Raw genomic sequence first — 14,822 nt, 5'->3', positions numbered from 1 at the left:
CAGGAGTCATGTCCATGCAACGCTTATTGTTATCCCTGTTGATCTGCCTGGGGCTGGTGCTTCCGGCGACCGCCAATGCCTGGTGGCAGGACGATTGGCACTATCGCAAACAGATTTCCGTGGACACCACGCCCCAGGGTGCCGCCATCGCCCAGGCCTTGGGCCGCACGGCGCTGCTGGTGCGCCTGCACACCGGCAACTTCACCTTCGACGGCGTCAAGGACGACGGTTCGGACCTGCGTTTCGTCAGCGCCGATGACAAGACCGTGCTCAATCACCAGATCGAAAGCTTCGACCCGCTGATGGGCATGGCACTGATCTGGGTCGACGTGCCGAATGTGGAGGGTGGTCAACGCCAGGACCTGTGGATGTACTACGGCAACCAGAAGGCGCCGGCCACGGGCAGCGGCCAGTTGACCTTCGACCCGGACTACACCGCGCTGTACCACTTCGACGGCGCCACTGGCGTACCGCCCCGGGATACCACGGCCTACGGCAACAACGCCCAGGGCGCGGCTGGCGTCAGCATCGACGGGGTGATCGGGCGTGCCTTGCAGTTCAACGGCCAGCCGTTGCTGTTGCCCGCCAGCCCATCGTTGCAACACAGCGCCGGTGCGGCATTCACCTTCAGCACCTGGCTGCGCCAGGACCAGGCCAGTGGTGAGCAAATCATTCTGGCCCGTCGCGAAGCGGCGACCAGCCTGTTGGTGGGTGTCAACCAGGGCGTACCGTTCGTAGCGATCAACGACCAGCGCGCGGTCTCGACCCAACCACTGAACCCCGGCCAGTGGCAGCACTTGGCATTGACCGCCTCGGGCGACCGCGTCGTGCTGTACGTCAATGGGCGTGAAACCGCGAGCCTCGCCGTGGCGATGCCGGCATTGAATTCGTCGGCGGCCTTGGGCGCTGACGTTTCCGCCGGCACCTTCGCGCCTTTCAGCGGTGCCATGGACGAAGCGCGGCTGTCCAAGGTCGCCCGTCCGGCACCGCTGCTGTTGGCTGACGCCAATGCCCAGGGCGCCGAATCGAAACTGGTGGCCTACGGCGTCGATGAGGAACAGTCCGGCTTCGGTTTCGGCAGCCTGGGTTTCCTGCTCAACGCCGTGCCGCTGGATGCGTGGGTGATCATCGGCGTACTGGTGCTGATGATGTTCCAGTCGTGGATCATCATGATCCGCAAGAATCGCATGGTCAGCCGCCTCAGCGCCGCCAACGAAGCCTTCCGCGAGCAATTCGCCAGGATCGGTACGCGCCTGGAGATGTTCGCCGACGACCAGGACCTCGCCCAGCGCCTGCAACACTCGTCGCTGTGGCGCTTGTACCTGGTGGCGGTCAAGGAAATCCGCACCCGCCGCGAGCAGGGCGCTGACACCTCGTCAGTGTCGGCGGCCACCATCGAAGCGATCCGCTGCTCCATGGACGGCGTGCGCACCCGGGAGAACCAGGCGCTGAGTTCGAAGCTCTCGACCCTGTCCAACGCCATCGCCGGCGGTCCGTACATTGGCCTGCTCGGCACCGTGCTGGGGATCATGGTGGTGTTCCTCGGCACGGCCATGGCCGGTGACGTGAACATCAACGCCATCGCCCCGGGCATGGCTGCGGCCTTGCTCGCCACCGCCATGGGCCTGTTCGTCGCGATCCCGGCGCTGTTTGGCTACAACCGCCTGATCACCCGCAACAAGGAAGTCAGCGCCGACATGCGGGTCTTCGTCGACGAGTTCATCACCCGCCTGGCGGAGATGCACGGCGAAGGCCAGTCCGGTGAAGCGGCGCATCGCCGCGGCCATCACGTCCAATCGTCCGTACCGGCCTGAGGGAATCGCCATGGCTAGCGTAAACGCTTCACACGATGACGACGATGATGCGGCCGTCGACAGCATCAACATCACGCCGCTGGTGGATGTGCTCATGGTGGTGCTGGTGATGTTCATCCTCACGGCCACGGCCCAGGTGTCGGGTATCCAGATCAACCTGCCCAAGGCCAGCGCCTCGGTGTCGTTGTCCGAAGCCAAGACCAAGGCGATTTCGGTGAACGATGGCGGCCAGGTGTTCCTCGATGCCTATCCGGTGACCCTGGCCGAGCTGGAAGAGCGCCTGCGCATCGAAAAGGCCCAGAGCCCGGACTTCCCGGTGATCGTGCGCGGCGACGCGACGGTGCAGTACCAGAAAGTCATTGAAGTGCTGGACCTGTTACGGCGCCTGGAACTGTCCCAGGTCGGTCTCGTGACCGGCAAACCGAGCCAGGGCTGATCATGACCGCCAGACTTCCCATCGATCCGCCCCCGGTGAAGACCGCGCCGTTGCGCCTGCTCAAGTGGGCCGCCGGCCTCCTGTTGGGCGCTGTGGCGGCCTGGTTGCTGTGGCAGTGGGCCAACGACATGAGTGGCGTGCGCCGCGAAGCGCCGAAGGTGCCGACCATCATCCCGCTGCCACCGCCGCCACCGCCGCCGCCGGAAAAGCCCAAGGAACCGGAGCCCCAAGTCGAGGAGAAGGTGGTCGAGCCCGAACCGACCCCGGAACCCGAAGAGGTCAAGCCCGAAGAAGAAGCGCCGCCGTCGCCGGTCGATGACCTGGCGAACCCGATGCAGATGGACGGCGACGCCCAGTCGGGCAACGACGCTTTCAACATTGGCGCCGGCAAGGGCGGTGGCATGGCCGGGGCAGGGGGCGGCCGTCTGGGCAATGGCACCTACAGCCAGTTCCTGGCGTTCACCTTCCAGCGCTTGCTGCGGGAAAACCCCGACTTGCGCAGCCTGGCGTTCTCGCTGCAGGCCGATGTCTGGCTCAGTGCCGTGGGCGAAATCACCCGGGTCGAGCTGGTCAAGTCCAGCGGCAACCCGCAGGTGGACGAGCAAGTGATTTCCGCCCTGCGTACCGCGCCCCATTTGACCGAGCGGCCACCGGCCTCCCTGACCTTGCCCGTGCGCCTGTCCTTGCAGGGACGGCGGCCGGGTTAACCGACTATTTGACAGTTTGCCAACAGGAGTTGTGTGCAGATGATTTCCAATGTGAATCGATTGTCGTGGGCGATCGGCCTGGTGGTCTTGAGCCTGGCCGGACACGCGGCGGCCGCCCCGGCGCCGTCGGAAAACGCCACGATCAATCTGATCCGCCTGCTGGTGCAGCAGGGCGTGTTGAAGCAGGAGCAGGCCGATGGCCTGATCGCCCAGGCCGAACGGGAAGCCGTGCAGGCCCGCCAGGCGGCTACGGCAGTTGTCGCAACCCCGGCCGGTGCGCCGGGGGATGTGCGGGTGCAATACGTGCCGAACATCGTCCGCGAGCAGATCCGCGACCAGGTCAAGGCCGAAGTCATGGCCACCGCGAAGCAGGAAAACTGGGCCCAGCCCAACACCTTCCCGGATTGGGTCTCGCGCATCAGTTTCGATGGCGACATTCGCCTGCGGGATGAGTCGCGCTATTACTCGGGCACCAACAGCAACGAGATCGTCGACTTTGCCCGACTCAATGACAGAGGCCCTTACGATGTCAATCCCAACAGCAGCTCCAGCCTGCCGCCGTTGCTCAACACCCGCGAAGACCGGGAAAACCTGTTCCGCCTGCGCGCCCGCCTGGGCATGAAGGCTGTGATTGCCCCGCAATGGACGGCGGGCATCCGCATCGGCACCGGCTCGGACAACAACCCGGTGTCCACCACCCAGACCCTGGGCGGCGGCTTTGGCAAGAAAGACATCTGGCTCGACCAGGGCTACCTGAACTGGAAACCGTCGGACGAATTGACCCTGACCGGCGGGCGTTTCGCCAACCCGTTTTTCTCCACCGACCTGTTGTATTCCGGTGACCTGAACTTCGATGGCGTGGCGGCGAATTTCAACCACAAGCTCAATCAGGATTGGAGCGTGTTCGGTACTGTCGGGGCGTTCCCGGTGGAGTACACCAACGACACCAGCACCAGCAATGGCAGCGACAAGGAAGAGAGCGACAACAAGTGGCTGTACGGTGCGCAACTGGGGGCCAACTGGGCCATCAACGACAGCAACCGGATCAAGGGGGCCATGGCCTATTACCGCTTCGACGACATCGAAGGCCAGCGTTCCTCGCCGTGCGAGCCCTGGGCCGGTGATCCAGGCTGCGACAGCGACGGTTCGCGGGTGGCGTTCATGCAGAAGGGCAACACCGTGTTCCTGCTACGCGACATCACGCCCAATCCGCTCAACCCGTCCGCCACGCCGCAGCCGCAATACGTCGGCCTGGCCTCGGAGTTCAACCTGCTGGACCTGAACGTCGCCTGGGACACCGATCTGCCTGAAGATCTCAAGCTGCGCAGCCAGGCCCACTACGTCCACAACCTCGGCTACGACGAAGGTGAAATGCGCAAGCGCTCCGAAGGGCAGTTCGCCAACAACCTGGACGAAAACGGCGAGGTGGAAAGCGGCGCCAACGCCTGGATGCTCCAGTTCACCCTTGGCAACTCCCTGGAACTCAAGCGCGAGGGCGACTGGAACCTGTTCGCCGGCTACAAGTACATCCAGCCGGACGCCTTGCCGGACGGCTTCAACGATTCGTCATTCCATCTGGGGGGCACCAATGCCAAGGGGTATTTCCTGGGCGGCAACTATGGCCTGGCGAGCAACGTCTTTGCCACCGGCCGCTGGTTGAGTTCCGAAGCGGTGTACGGCGCGCCGTACGACATCGATGTCTTGCAGCTTGAAATCAACACGCGCTTCTAAGCGCTGGGAGGCCTCATGAAAAGGCGAGCCAATTATCAATGCCCGGCCGCGTTGCTGATGCTGGGCCTGGTGCTCAGCGGCATGGCTCACGGCGAAGGCCTGGAAGAGCGCTTGCGGGCACAATTGCGCAGCACTACCGCGCAGTTGCAAGCCCTGCAGAGCGAGCAGGCCCAGGCCAGCGCTGCCCGCCAGGCAGCAGAGAATCAGGCCAAGGACGCCCAGGCGCAGATCAAGCAATTGACTGCGCAACTGAGCAAGGCCCAGGCCCTCAGCGAACAACTGGCCGGGCACCAGCAAAACCTGCAAAGCCAGGCCCAAGCCCAAGTGGCGGCCAGCAATGAGCAAGTCGGCAAGTTCAAGAAAGCCTATGAAGAACTGCTGGCCCTGGCCCGTGGCAAAGAGGCCGAGCGCGCCCGCCTGGAAGGGCAATTGACCGAGCGTGACACACAAGTGCAGCAATGTTCGGTCAAGAATCAGCAGATGTACGAAGTCGCCAAGACGCTGCTGCATGCCTACGAAACCATCGATGTGACCGACATCATGAAGATCCGCCAGCCGTTCGCGGCCAAGGCCCGGGTGCGTTTCGAAGAGCTGGCCCAAGGGTTTGGCGATGATCTCTACAAGAACCGTTTCGATGCGCCCCAGGCCTCGATCACTCACTGAACAGCACAAGGAAGAACCGAACATGACCGCAATGATTGAATTCGTCGGCGCAAAATCCCTCACCGAGTTGTTGCAGGCGGCCGGTTATCGGGTCAATGAAACCGAGCAGAACGGCATTGTGCAGTTGCTCAGCGCCAGCCAGGGCATCGGCTTTGCCGTGCGATTCGGCAATCCGGCAGCGACGGCGGGCGAATACCTGGACTTCACCTTCAGCTGTGCCTTGCGGGTGCAGGGCGAATTGCCGGCCGGTCTGGCTGAACGGTGGAACGCGTCGCGGCGCTTTGCCCGGTTGTCGCTGCAGGGCGAATTCCTGGTGATGGAAATGGACGTGGTCGTCGCGGCGGGCGTGAGCGCCGATCATCTGCGCAGCCACTTGGAACTGTGGGACCGCCTGTTGCAGGAGTTCATTGTCTTCCTGCGTGAATACAGCCAGAACGCGGCGGGGATGCAAACCCCGGCCGAGCCCGTCGAGGCGCCGTTGGAGGAGGCCGTCGCATCGTGAAAAAGCCGACCGTCGTCATCAGCGCCGCGGCGCTGGGTCTGATCGCCGTGGCGCTGGTGCTGGGCCTGCGGCCGGGAAGCGATCCGGTCGCCGCGGTGCAGACTGCCAGCGTTGTTTCGGCCGACACGCCGGGTCTGGCCCGCTTGGGCAACCAGCAGGTCAGCCCCGACGAACTCAAGGCTTTGCTGGCTGCGCTGGCTCCCGAGGTTCGCCAGCAAATGCGTGGCAATCGGGCTGCGCTGGAAGGCTGGATCCGTGCGCGCCTGGCGGAAAAAGCCGTGTTGGAACAGGCCGATGCCCAGGGCTGGCGCCAGCGCCCCGAGGTGGAGCGTCAGACCCGAGCGGCGGCTGAGCAGATCGTGTTTCGGGACTACTTGCAGTCGGTTAGCCAAGTGCCGGCCGGCTACCCCAGTGAAGAGGAGTTGAAGCAGGCCTACGACGCAGGGAAAGCCAACTGGACCGCGCCAGCGCTGTACCGCGTCAGCCAGATTTTCCTGGCAGCCACCGAACCGCAGACCGTAGAGGCGGTGCGTCGGCAAGCGCTGGAGCTGAGCAAGAAGGCCCAGGCGTCGCCGGCCGAGTTCGGCGCACTGGCCAGTCGTTTTTCCCAGGACCGCACCAGTGCCGAACGGGGCGGGGACAGTGGTTATCAGCCGTTGCAGCAACTGGTTCCCCCTGTGCGTGAGGCAGTGGCGCGCTTGAAAGTCGGCGCGGTGTCGGACCCAGTGCAGAGCCCGGCGGGCTTCCATGTCATCAAGCTCACCGAACAGCAACCGGCCCGGGAAGCGACCCTGGACGAAGTCCGCGAACGCCTGACCCAGGCGCTGCGCGCCGAACGCCAGGAACAAATCGCCAAGGCGTACCTGGACGGCATGCTCGACACGGCGACGTTGAGCATCGATGGCGCGCAGTTGAGCAAGGTATTGGAGGAGGGGCTCTAGTGGAGTCCACACCCAGCCCGTGGCGAGGGAGCTTGCTCCCGCTGGGCTGCGTAGCAGTCCCACCGAAATGACCGCGATCTTTCAACAAGAATCGGGGACAGTCTTTTGGGGCTGCTGCGCAACCCAGCGGGAGCAAGCTCCCTCGCCACAGGGGTGCTTGCCTGGCTGAAGACCCCGCGCAACCTCATGTATTCGTACCACCGACAGGGAGTCACCCATGACCTTCATCGAGCCCGCAGGACGCCAGGCTGTCAGCCCATACCGCACACCGTTGCGTGCCCCCGACCCTTGGCTGGCCATGGCTGGCGATATCGAGCCGCAGGTGGTGCAGTGTTTCCTCGTCAGCGCCCGCTGCGGCTGCTTCATGCAAGCGGCCCGCAGCCTCAACGTCAAGGCGACCTGGCTGCGCAAGCAATTGGCGCAGTTGGAGGGGCGGCTGCAACGATCATTGTTCAGCTTCCAGGGCAGCGCCTTGACCCTCAGTCGCGAAGGCCGGCAGTTGCAGGCGCGATTGATCGGCCTGGCCCATGAAAACTCGCCGCCCCTGAACGATCAGCCCTTGATTCGCCTGGCCGTGGCCGAGTCGATTCTGCATGACATCCTCGGGCGTGACCTGATTTCGTTGTTGCGGCGCAACGCCAGCGTGCGATTGCAGATCATCACCCTGGACAGTGAGTTGGCGCTGCAAGCCGTCAGCGCCGACCTGGTGCTGTGGTTGAGTGATGCCCACGCGTCGGCGCCGGGGCCGAGCTTCGCCACATTGCCCGCGGATCGACTGGCGCGGTTGGATTATCTGCCGCACATCGCCAAACGCTATTCACGACCGGCCACGCGCCCGGACTGCCTGGACGACCTGAATGACTACATGCTGGTGCAATGGCAGCCGGATCGGCACGTGGACGGTTTCGCACCGTGGAACGCCCTGATAGAACAGCGCCGGGCCGGTGTGGTGCAGGTGCAATCCTACGAACTGATGCTGGAAATGATTCGCTGCAGCGCCTGCATCGGCCTTTTGCCACAGTACATGAGCCGCTTCGACCGAGGCCTGGTGGCGTTGCCGGACGTGTTCGGCCTGCCCATGCAGCGGCATTTGTGGATGGCCGTCAATGCCCAGGCCGAAGGCTCGCCAGAGGTGCAGATGCTGCGTGAGCTGATCCAACACACACTGGCTGAGCGCCGGGATTGGTTCCAGGCCTGACTGGCATCACAGTAACCCTGTGGGAGCCTGCTCGCGCTAGCGGTTGTTCATTCAACATCAATGCTGGCTGAAAGGGCCTCATCGCGAGCAAGCTCGCTCCCACAATGAGTGGTGTACCGGACACAAGATTTATCCTCGCTGAAGATCCAGGGTGGGAGCGAGCCTGCTCGCGATGAGGCCGGCAAATCTGGCATCACAGCAATTGGCCCACAGGTTCCCTCGGCAGACTGGCGCGGCTTATAGTGCTTGGCCTTGTCGCGCCTCCAGGAAGGAGCCCCATGTCTGACTCTTCGATCACCCTCGAACGCTTCACCGAAGTTCATATCCCCGGCGTCACCGCGCTCTACAACGACCCAGCGGTAACGCGTCAGGTTCTGCAAATGCCTTTCCAGTCCGCCGAAGTCTGGCGCAAGCGCCTGGCGACGGATGACGAGCGCCTGTTGAAACTGGTGGCCCTGCACGAAGGTGAAGTCATCGGCAACCTGGGGCTGGAGCAGTTCACACGGGTGCGTCGGGCTCACTGCGGCAGCCTCGGCATGGGCGTGGCCGTCGCCTGGCAGGGCGAGGGCGTGGGTTCGATGTTGCTGGCCGCCGCGCTGGATGTCGCGGACAACTGGATGAACCTGCGGCGGGTCGAACTGACGGTGTACGCCGACAACGAAGCGGCCATCGGGCTCTATCGCAAGTTCGGCTTCGAAACCGAAGGCCTGCTGCGCGACTATGCCGTGCGTGACGGTCGCTGGGTGGACACACTGGCCATGGCACGGTTGCGCTGAAAACCGCACCGGAACAGGCAAAAAACCGCCCATTGGCTATACCTGTAGTTCCGGCCCCGCCTCGTGTGGCTTACAGGAGTGACAGCATGAAGTTTTCGTCCATGATCGGCTGTGTTTGCATCGCCTCGCTCGCCTTGGCGGGTTGCTCGAGCAAAGTGACCCAGCCGGATGAGTATTCTGGCTTCCTCGGCGATTACAGCCGGCTCAAGGAAGAGAAGTCGCCGTCGGGGGCCGTGGTCATGCGTTGGATCGATCCGAAGATTGATCCGGGCAAGTACACCCATCTCTACATCGAGCCGACGCAGCTTTACCCCAAGCCGCAGCCGACCGTGAAAATCCCCCAGGCCACGCTGTCGGGTATCACCGCGTACTACGATCAGGCCCTCAAGCGGGAAGCGGAAAAATCCTTGCCCCTGGCGACCGCTCCGGGGCCGGGTGTTCTCGTGGTGCGTGCGGCGATCACGGCTGTCAGCAGCAAGACCGAAGGCTTGAAACCTTATGAGGTGATCCCGATTGCGCTGGTGGCGGCGGCTGTCAGCACCGCCAGCGGTATTCGCGACCAGGAAACCACCTTGGGCACCGAAGCGGTTTTCCTCGACGGTGGCACTCACGCGGTGGTAGCCCAAGTCGTGCGCAAAGGCACCGGCAAGCCGCTGTCCAACGAGTCCCAGGTCATGAAGCCCGATGACGTCAAAGGGGTCATCGATGGCTGGGCGTCGGATCTGCATCAGTCATTCCTGAAACTCAAGGCCAAATAGTCACCGTCGTGGTGCAGGAGGTGAGGTCGACGTCGTGTCTTTTTATGTCCGGGCGTAGGTCGCGCAAGCATTTCGTGGTTAACTCCGGCCTCACCATTTTCAAACCTGTCAGAAGGAATCCGTTCATGGCTCAAGTCACTCTCAAAGGCAACCCGGTCCAAGTCAACGGCCAGTTGCCACAAGCCGGTTCCAAGGCGCCAGCCTTTTCCCTGGTTGCCGGCAATCTGTCGGACGTTTCCCTGAAGGACTTCGCCGGCAAGCGCAAAGTGCTGAACATTTTCCCAAGCGTCGACACGCCGACCTGCGCCACCTCCGTGCGCAAGTTCAACGCCCAGGCCAACGAGCTGAACAACACCGTGGTGCTGTGCATCTCCGCCGACCTGCCATTTGCCCAGGCGCGTTTCTGCGGCGCTGAAGGCCTGGAAAACGTCCAGAACCTGTCGACCCTGCGCGGTGCCGAATTCATCCAGGACTACGGCGTAGCGATTGCCGACGGCCCACTGAAAGGCCTGACCGCCCGTGCCGTGGTGGTGTTGGACGAAAACGACACCGTGCTGCACAGCGAGCTGGTCAAGGAAATCGCGGAAGAGCCGAACTACGACGCGGCCCTGGCTGTCCTGAAATAAGTGGATTGAAATAAAGTATTTATTACAATTGTTAACGGCCTGGCCCTGCCCAGGCCGTTTTCTTTTGTGCTTCAAGGCGTTAGCCGACTATCCGAAAGGTAAGCCCAAGGTAAATTGCCGGTAAAGGCGCTTTGCTAAATAGCCGCCAGTGCTTATCGTTCAGCCTCCCGTAAAAGAAGCCCACGCGCCCAATGGTTGATCACTCCATGCAATCCTCTGTTTCCCGCAATTCCCGTCGCTGGCTGTTTGGCTTGTTCGTCCTGCTGGTCATCGCAGCGCTGGCCTGGAAGTTCTGGCCCAGTGGCTCGGCCGAAAAAAATGGGGCAGGGGAGAAAGCAGCCGCGGGGCATGTGGGACGCTCCGGTAGCATGCGCCCGGGGTTCGGTGGGGCGACGGGGCCGATTCCGGTGCGCGTGGCGCCGGTGGCGACCGGGGACTTCCCGCTGTACTTCAAGGCGCTGGGTACGGTCACGGCCCTCAACACCATCAACGTGCGCAGTCGCGTGGGTGGCGAACTGGTCAAGATCGCCTTCGAAGAGGGGCAAATGGTCAAGGCCGGGGACTTGCTGGCCGAGATCGACCCACGCCCGTACCAGAACGCCTTGCTCCAGGCCGAAGGCACCTTGTTGCAGAACCAGGCCCAACTGAAAAATGCCCAGGTAGACCTTGAGCGCTATCGCGGCCTGTACGCCGAAGACAGCATTGCCAAGCAGACCCTCGACACCGCCGCGGCGCTGGTGGGCCAGTACCAAGGCACGGTCAAGACCAATCAGGCGGCCGTCAACGACGCCAAGCTCAACCTCGAATTCACCAAGATCCGCGCACCGATTACTGGCCGCGTCGGCTTGCGTCAACTGGACGTCGGCAACCTGGTGTCGGCCAACGACACCACCGCCCTGGCGGTCATCACCCAGACCCAACCCATCAGCGTCGTGTTCACCTTGCCGGAAAACAACCTCGACACGGTGCTCGCCCGTTACCGCAGCGGGGCGAAACTTCCCGTCGAAGCGTGGGATCGCGGCGACGTGAAGCGCCAGGCCAGCGGCGTATTGCAGAGCCTGGACAACCAGATCGACGTCACCACCGGCACCCTGAAGTTCAAGGCCCGCTACGAGAACCGTGACCAATCGCTGTTCCCCAACCAGTTCGTCAACGTCCACCTGCTGGCCGACACCCTCAAAGGCGTGACCCTGGCGCCGACGGCCGCCATCCAGTTCGGCACCAACGGCACCTTTGTCTATGCCCTGGAAGGTGACAACAAGGTCACCATCAAGAAGCTGAAGATCGGCGCCAGCGACGGCACCAGCACCGTGGTCACCGAAGGCCTGGCCGCCGGCGATCGGGTGGTGCTCGAAGGCACCGATCGCTTGAAGGAAGGCAGCGAAGTGGAAGTGGTCAATGACAGCCAGGACGTGCCCACCACGCCCACCGAGCACCTGCAGGGCAAGTCCGCGGCAGCACCGACTGAGCCGGCCGCGGCCGACAAGGCGAACAAGGGCGGCGCATGAATATCTCGCGGCTGTTCATCCTTCGCCCGGTCGCCACCACCCTGAGCATGCTGGCGATCATCCTGGCTGGCCTGATCGCCTATCGGCTGCTGCCGGTGTCGGCGTTGCCCCAGGTCGATTACCCGACCATCCGCGTGATGACCCTGTACCCGGGCGCCAGCCCCGACGTGATGACCAGCGCTGTCACCGCGCCCCTGGAGCGGCAGTTCGGGCAGATGCCAGGCCTGACGCAGATGGCCTCCACCAGTTCCGGCGGCGCCTCGGTGATCACCCTGCGCTTCAACCTCGACATCAACATGGACGTCGCCGAGCAGCAGGTGCAGGCCGCCATCAACGCGGCCACCAACCTGCTGCCCACGGATCTGCCGGCGCCGCCGGTGTACAACAAGGTCAACCCGGCCGACACCCCGGTGCTGACCCTGGCGATCACGTCCAAGACCATGCTGCTGCCCAAGCTCAATGACTTGGTGGACACCCGCATGGCGCAGAAAATCGCCCAGATCAGTGGCGTCGGCATGGTCACCATCGCTGGCGGCCAGCGCCAGGCGGTGCGCATCAAGGTCAACCCCGAGGCCCTGGCGGCCAACGGCCTCAACCTGGCGGATGTGCGCACGCTGATCGGTGCGTCCAACGTCAACCAGCCCAAGGGCAATTTCGACGGCCCGACCCGGGTCTCGATGCTCGACGCCAACGACCAGCTGACGTCGCCCAAGGACTACGCCGAACTGATCCTGGCCTACGCCAACGGCGCGCCGTTGCGGCTCAAGGACGTGGCGCAGATCGTCGACGGCGCCGAAAACGAACGCCTTGCCGCCTGGGCCAACGAAAACCAGGCCGTGCTGCTGAACATCCAGCGCCAGCCCGGCGCGAATGTCATCGAGGTGGTGGACCGGATCAAGGCCCTGCTGCCGAGCATTACCGACAACCTGCCGGCCGGCCTGGACGTCACTGTGCTGACCGACCGTACCCAGACCATCCGTGCCTCGGTCACCGATGTGCAGCATGAACTGCTGATCGCCATCGCCCTGGTGGTGATGGTGACGTTCCTGTTCCTGCGTCGCGTCAGTGCCACGATCATTCCGTCGGTGGCCGTGCCGTTGTCGTTGATCGGCACGTTCGGCGTGATGTACCTGGCCGGTTTCTCCATCAACAACCTGACCTTGATGGCCCTGACCATCGCCACCGGTTTCGTGGTGGACGATGCCATCGTCATGCTGGAGAACATCGCCCGTTTCATCGAAGAGGGCGACAGCCCGATGCAGGCTGCGCTCAAGGGGGCGAAGCAGATTGGCTTCACGCTGATTTCCCTGACGTTGTCGCTGATTGCCGTGCTGATCCCGCTGTTGTTCATGGCCGACGTGGTCGGGCGCTTGTTCCGCGAGTTCGCCATCACCCTGGCCGTGGCGATCCTGATTTCCCTGGTGGTGTCCCTGACCCTGACGCCGATGATGTGCGCTCGCTTGCTCAAGCGCGAGCCCAAGGCAGAAGAGCAGGGCCGTTTCTATCGCGCCAGCGGCGCCTGGATCGACTGGCTGATCGCCGCCTACGGGCGCAAGTTGCAATGGGTGCTCAAGCATCAGCCACTGACCCTGCTGGTGGCGGTGGGTAGCCTGGTGCTGACGGTGGTGCTGTACCTGGCCGTGCCCAAGGGCTTTTTCCCGGTACAGGACACCGGGGTCATCCAGGGCATTTCCGAAGCGCCGCAATCGATCTCCTTTGCCGCCATGAGCGAGCGCCAGCAGCTACTGGCCAAGGTGATCCTCGCCGATCCGGCGGTGCAGAGCCTGTCGTCCTACATCGGCGTGGACGGCGACAACGCCACGCTCAACAGCGGGCGCCTGCTGATCAACCTCAAGCCCCATAGCGAGCGGGATGACAGCGCCACCGAAATCATTGCCCGTTTGCAGCCCCAGCTGGACCGGCTGGTGGGCATTCGCCTGTTCATGCAACCGGTGCAGGACCTGACCATCGAAGACCGGGTCAGCCGTACCCAGTACCAGTTCAGCCTGTCATCGCCGGACGCCGAGTTGCTCAGCCTCTGGAGCGGGCGCCTGGTCGAGGCCCTGGGCCGCCAGCCGGAACTCACCGACGTCGCCAGCGACTTGCAGGACAAGGGCCTGCAGGTCTACCTCGTGATCGACCGCGACGCGGCGTCACGCCTGGGCGTCTCGGTGTCGAACATCACCGATGCGCTGTATGACGCCTTCGGCCAGCGGCAGATTTCCACTATCTACACCCAGGCCAGCCAGTACCGCGTGGTGCTGCAAGCCCAGGCCGGGGAGCGGATCGGTCCGCAGGCGCTGGACCAGATTCATGTCAAGACCACCGATGGCGGGCAGGTGCGGCTGTCGAGCCTGGCCCGGGTCGAAGAACGTCAGGCTCAGTTGGCGATTGCCCACATTGGTCAGTTTCCCGCGGTGATGATGTCGTTCAACCTCGCGCCGGGGGTGGCCCTGGGGCATGCGGTGGAGGTGATCGAAAAGGTCCAGCAGGACATCGGCATGCCGGTGGGGGTGCAGACCGAGTTCCAGGGCGCGGCCCAGGCATTCCAGGCGTCGTTGTCGAGTACCTTGCTGCTGATCCTGGCGGCGGTGGTGACCATGTACATCGTCCTGGGCGTGTTGTACGAAAGCTACATCCACCCGATCACCATCCTTTCCACCTTGCCCTCGGCGGCTATCGGTGCCTTGCTGGCGTTGATCCTCAGCGGCAATGACCTGGGGATGATCGCGATCATCGGCATCATCCTGCTGATCGGCATCGTCAAGAAAAACGCGATCATGATGATCGACTTCGCCCTCGACGCCGAACGCAACCAGGGCATGGACCCGCAGACGGCGATCTATCAGGCGGCGTTGCTGCGCTTCCGCCCGATCCTGATGACCACCCTGGCGGCGTTGTTCGGTGCCGTACCGCTGATGCTCGCCACCGGTTCCGGCGCCGAGCTGCGCCAACCCCTGGGTCTGGTAATGGTGGGCGGGTTGTTGGTGAGCCAGGTCTTGACGTTGTTCACCACGCCGGTGATCTACCTGTATTTCGATCGGCTGGGGCGCCGGTTTGCCAGGCCTGAGGCGGATGAGGTGCGAGTATGACCGCTTCCCTGGAATGTAGCGGGCTTTTGTGGCGAGGGAGCTTGCTCCCGCTGGGCTGTGGGAGCAAAGC

General features: G+C 63.5%; 13 protein-coding genes. All 13 read left to right on the top strand.

Features of this window, described 5'->3' with window-relative positions:
- The first annotated feature begins 14 nt into the window (after nucleotides 1-14).
- The 13 genes from J3P85_RS14210 (at nucleotide 15) to J3P85_RS14150 (ending at nucleotide 14,752) form a co-directional block, all read left to right on the top strand.
- Nucleotides 15-1,814 (top strand): DUF2341 domain-containing protein, encoded by a 1,800-nt coding sequence (locus J3P85_RS14210; RefSeq protein WP_434706271.1) that lies wholly within the window; start codon nucleotides 15-17, stop codon nucleotides 1,812-1,814.
- Nucleotides 1,815-1,824: 10 nt separating this feature from the next.
- The gene (locus J3P85_RS14205) at nucleotides 1,825-2,250 is read left to right on the top strand and encodes an ExbD/TolR family protein (protein WP_003201710.1); all 426 of its coding nucleotides are present in this window, start codon (nucleotides 1,825-1,827) and stop codon (nucleotides 2,248-2,250) included.
- A gap of 2 nt (nucleotides 2,251-2,252) precedes the next feature.
- Nucleotides 2,253-2,957, top strand: a complete 705-nt coding sequence (locus J3P85_RS14200; protein WP_411384594.1) for an energy transducer TonB family protein — start codon at nucleotides 2,253-2,255, stop codon at nucleotides 2,955-2,957.
- A gap of 39 nt (nucleotides 2,958-2,996) precedes the next feature.
- Nucleotides 2,997-4,688, top strand: coding sequence for a putative porin (locus J3P85_RS14195; protein ID WP_434706270.1), 1,692 nt, complete (start codon nucleotides 2,997-2,999; stop codon nucleotides 4,686-4,688).
- Nucleotides 4,689-4,703: 15 nt separating this feature from the next.
- Nucleotides 4,704-5,351 carry a DNA repair protein gene (locus tag J3P85_RS14190; protein WP_434706269.1) on the top strand — a complete coding sequence of 216 codons (648 nt, stop codon included), beginning with the start codon at nucleotides 4,704-4,706 and terminating at the stop codon, nucleotides 5,349-5,351.
- A 22-nt stretch (nucleotides 5,352-5,373) separates the two neighbouring features.
- Nucleotides 5,374-5,853 (top strand): YbjN domain-containing protein, encoded by a 480-nt coding sequence (locus J3P85_RS14185; protein ID WP_434706268.1) that lies wholly within the window; start codon nucleotides 5,374-5,376, stop codon nucleotides 5,851-5,853.
- On the top strand, nucleotides 5,850-6,794 hold the full coding sequence (locus tag J3P85_RS14180) for a peptidylprolyl isomerase (protein ID WP_434706267.1): 945 nt from the start codon (nucleotides 5,850-5,852) through the stop codon (nucleotides 6,792-6,794). The genes J3P85_RS14185 and J3P85_RS14180 overlap by 4 nt, the downstream gene beginning before the upstream one ends.
- A gap of 217 nt (nucleotides 6,795-7,011) precedes the next feature.
- Complete coding sequence (locus J3P85_RS14175) at nucleotides 7,012-7,992, top strand: LysR substrate-binding domain-containing protein (RefSeq protein WP_434706266.1); 981 nt, start codon at nucleotides 7,012-7,014, stop codon at nucleotides 7,990-7,992.
- 278 nt (nucleotides 7,993-8,270) lie between these two features.
- Entirely contained in the window at nucleotides 8,271-8,768 is a 498-nt protein-coding gene (locus tag J3P85_RS14170; protein WP_434706265.1) for a GNAT family N-acetyltransferase, read from the top strand.
- Nucleotides 8,769-8,854: 86 nt separating this feature from the next.
- Nucleotides 8,855-9,526 (top strand): DUF3313 domain-containing protein, encoded by a 672-nt coding sequence (locus J3P85_RS14165; protein ID WP_186705747.1) that lies wholly within the window; start codon nucleotides 8,855-8,857, stop codon nucleotides 9,524-9,526.
- Between the two features lie 125 nt (nucleotides 9,527-9,651).
- A complete protein-coding gene (gene tpx / locus J3P85_RS14160; protein ID WP_018602018.1) occupies nucleotides 9,652-10,152 on the top strand; it encodes a thiol peroxidase in 501 nt (166 codons plus the stop codon).
- 191 nt (nucleotides 10,153-10,343) lie between these two features.
- Nucleotides 10,344-11,660 (top strand): MdtA/MuxA family multidrug efflux RND transporter periplasmic adaptor subunit, encoded by a 1,317-nt coding sequence (locus J3P85_RS14155; RefSeq protein ID WP_434706264.1) that lies wholly within the window; start codon nucleotides 10,344-10,346, stop codon nucleotides 11,658-11,660.
- Entirely contained in the window at nucleotides 11,657-14,752 is a 3,096-nt protein-coding gene (locus J3P85_RS14150; RefSeq protein ID WP_434706263.1) for an MdtB/MuxB family multidrug efflux RND transporter permease subunit, read from the top strand. The genes J3P85_RS14155 and J3P85_RS14150 overlap by 4 nt, the downstream gene beginning before the upstream one ends.
- Nucleotides 14,753-14,822: the final 70 nt, after the last annotated feature.

Source organism: Pseudomonas sp. Z1-12 (assembly GCF_051132015.1).
In the GTDB taxonomy this organism is placed as follows: Bacteria; Pseudomonadota; Gammaproteobacteria; order Pseudomonadales; family Pseudomonadaceae; genus Aquipseudomonas; species Aquipseudomonas zanjanensis.
Note: the sequence above shows the minus strand (reverse complement) of the source record. Positions and strands in the feature narration are given on the sequence as shown.

Coding starts and splice junctions, on each gene's coding strand:
- J3P85_RS14210 (WP_434706271.1), top strand. CDS start 15: ATGCAACGCTTATTGTTATCCCTGTTGATCTGCCTGGGGCTGGTGCTT.
- J3P85_RS14205 (WP_003201710.1), top strand. CDS start 1,825: ATGGCTAGCGTAAACGCTTCACACGATGACGACGATGATGCGGCCGTC.
- J3P85_RS14200 (WP_411384594.1), top strand. CDS start 2,253: ATGACCGCCAGACTTCCCATCGATCCGCCCCCGGTGAAGACCGCGCCG.
- J3P85_RS14195 (WP_434706270.1), top strand. CDS start 2,997: ATGATTTCCAATGTGAATCGATTGTCGTGGGCGATCGGCCTGGTGGTC.
- J3P85_RS14190 (WP_434706269.1), top strand. CDS start 4,704: ATGAAAAGGCGAGCCAATTATCAATGCCCGGCCGCGTTGCTGATGCTG.
- J3P85_RS14185 (WP_434706268.1), top strand. CDS start 5,374: ATGACCGCAATGATTGAATTCGTCGGCGCAAAATCCCTCACCGAGTTG.
- J3P85_RS14175 (WP_434706266.1), top strand. CDS start 7,012: ATGACCTTCATCGAGCCCGCAGGACGCCAGGCTGTCAGCCCATACCGC.
- J3P85_RS14170 (WP_434706265.1), top strand. CDS start 8,271: ATGTCTGACTCTTCGATCACCCTCGAACGCTTCACCGAAGTTCATATC.
- J3P85_RS14165 (WP_186705747.1), top strand. CDS start 8,855: ATGAAGTTTTCGTCCATGATCGGCTGTGTTTGCATCGCCTCGCTCGCC.
- tpx (WP_018602018.1), top strand. CDS start 9,652: ATGGCTCAAGTCACTCTCAAAGGCAACCCGGTCCAAGTCAACGGCCAG.
- J3P85_RS14155 (WP_434706264.1), top strand. CDS start 10,344: ATGGTTGATCACTCCATGCAATCCTCTGTTTCCCGCAATTCCCGTCGC.
- J3P85_RS14150 (WP_434706263.1), top strand. CDS start 11,657: ATGAATATCTCGCGGCTGTTCATCCTTCGCCCGGTCGCCACCACCCTG.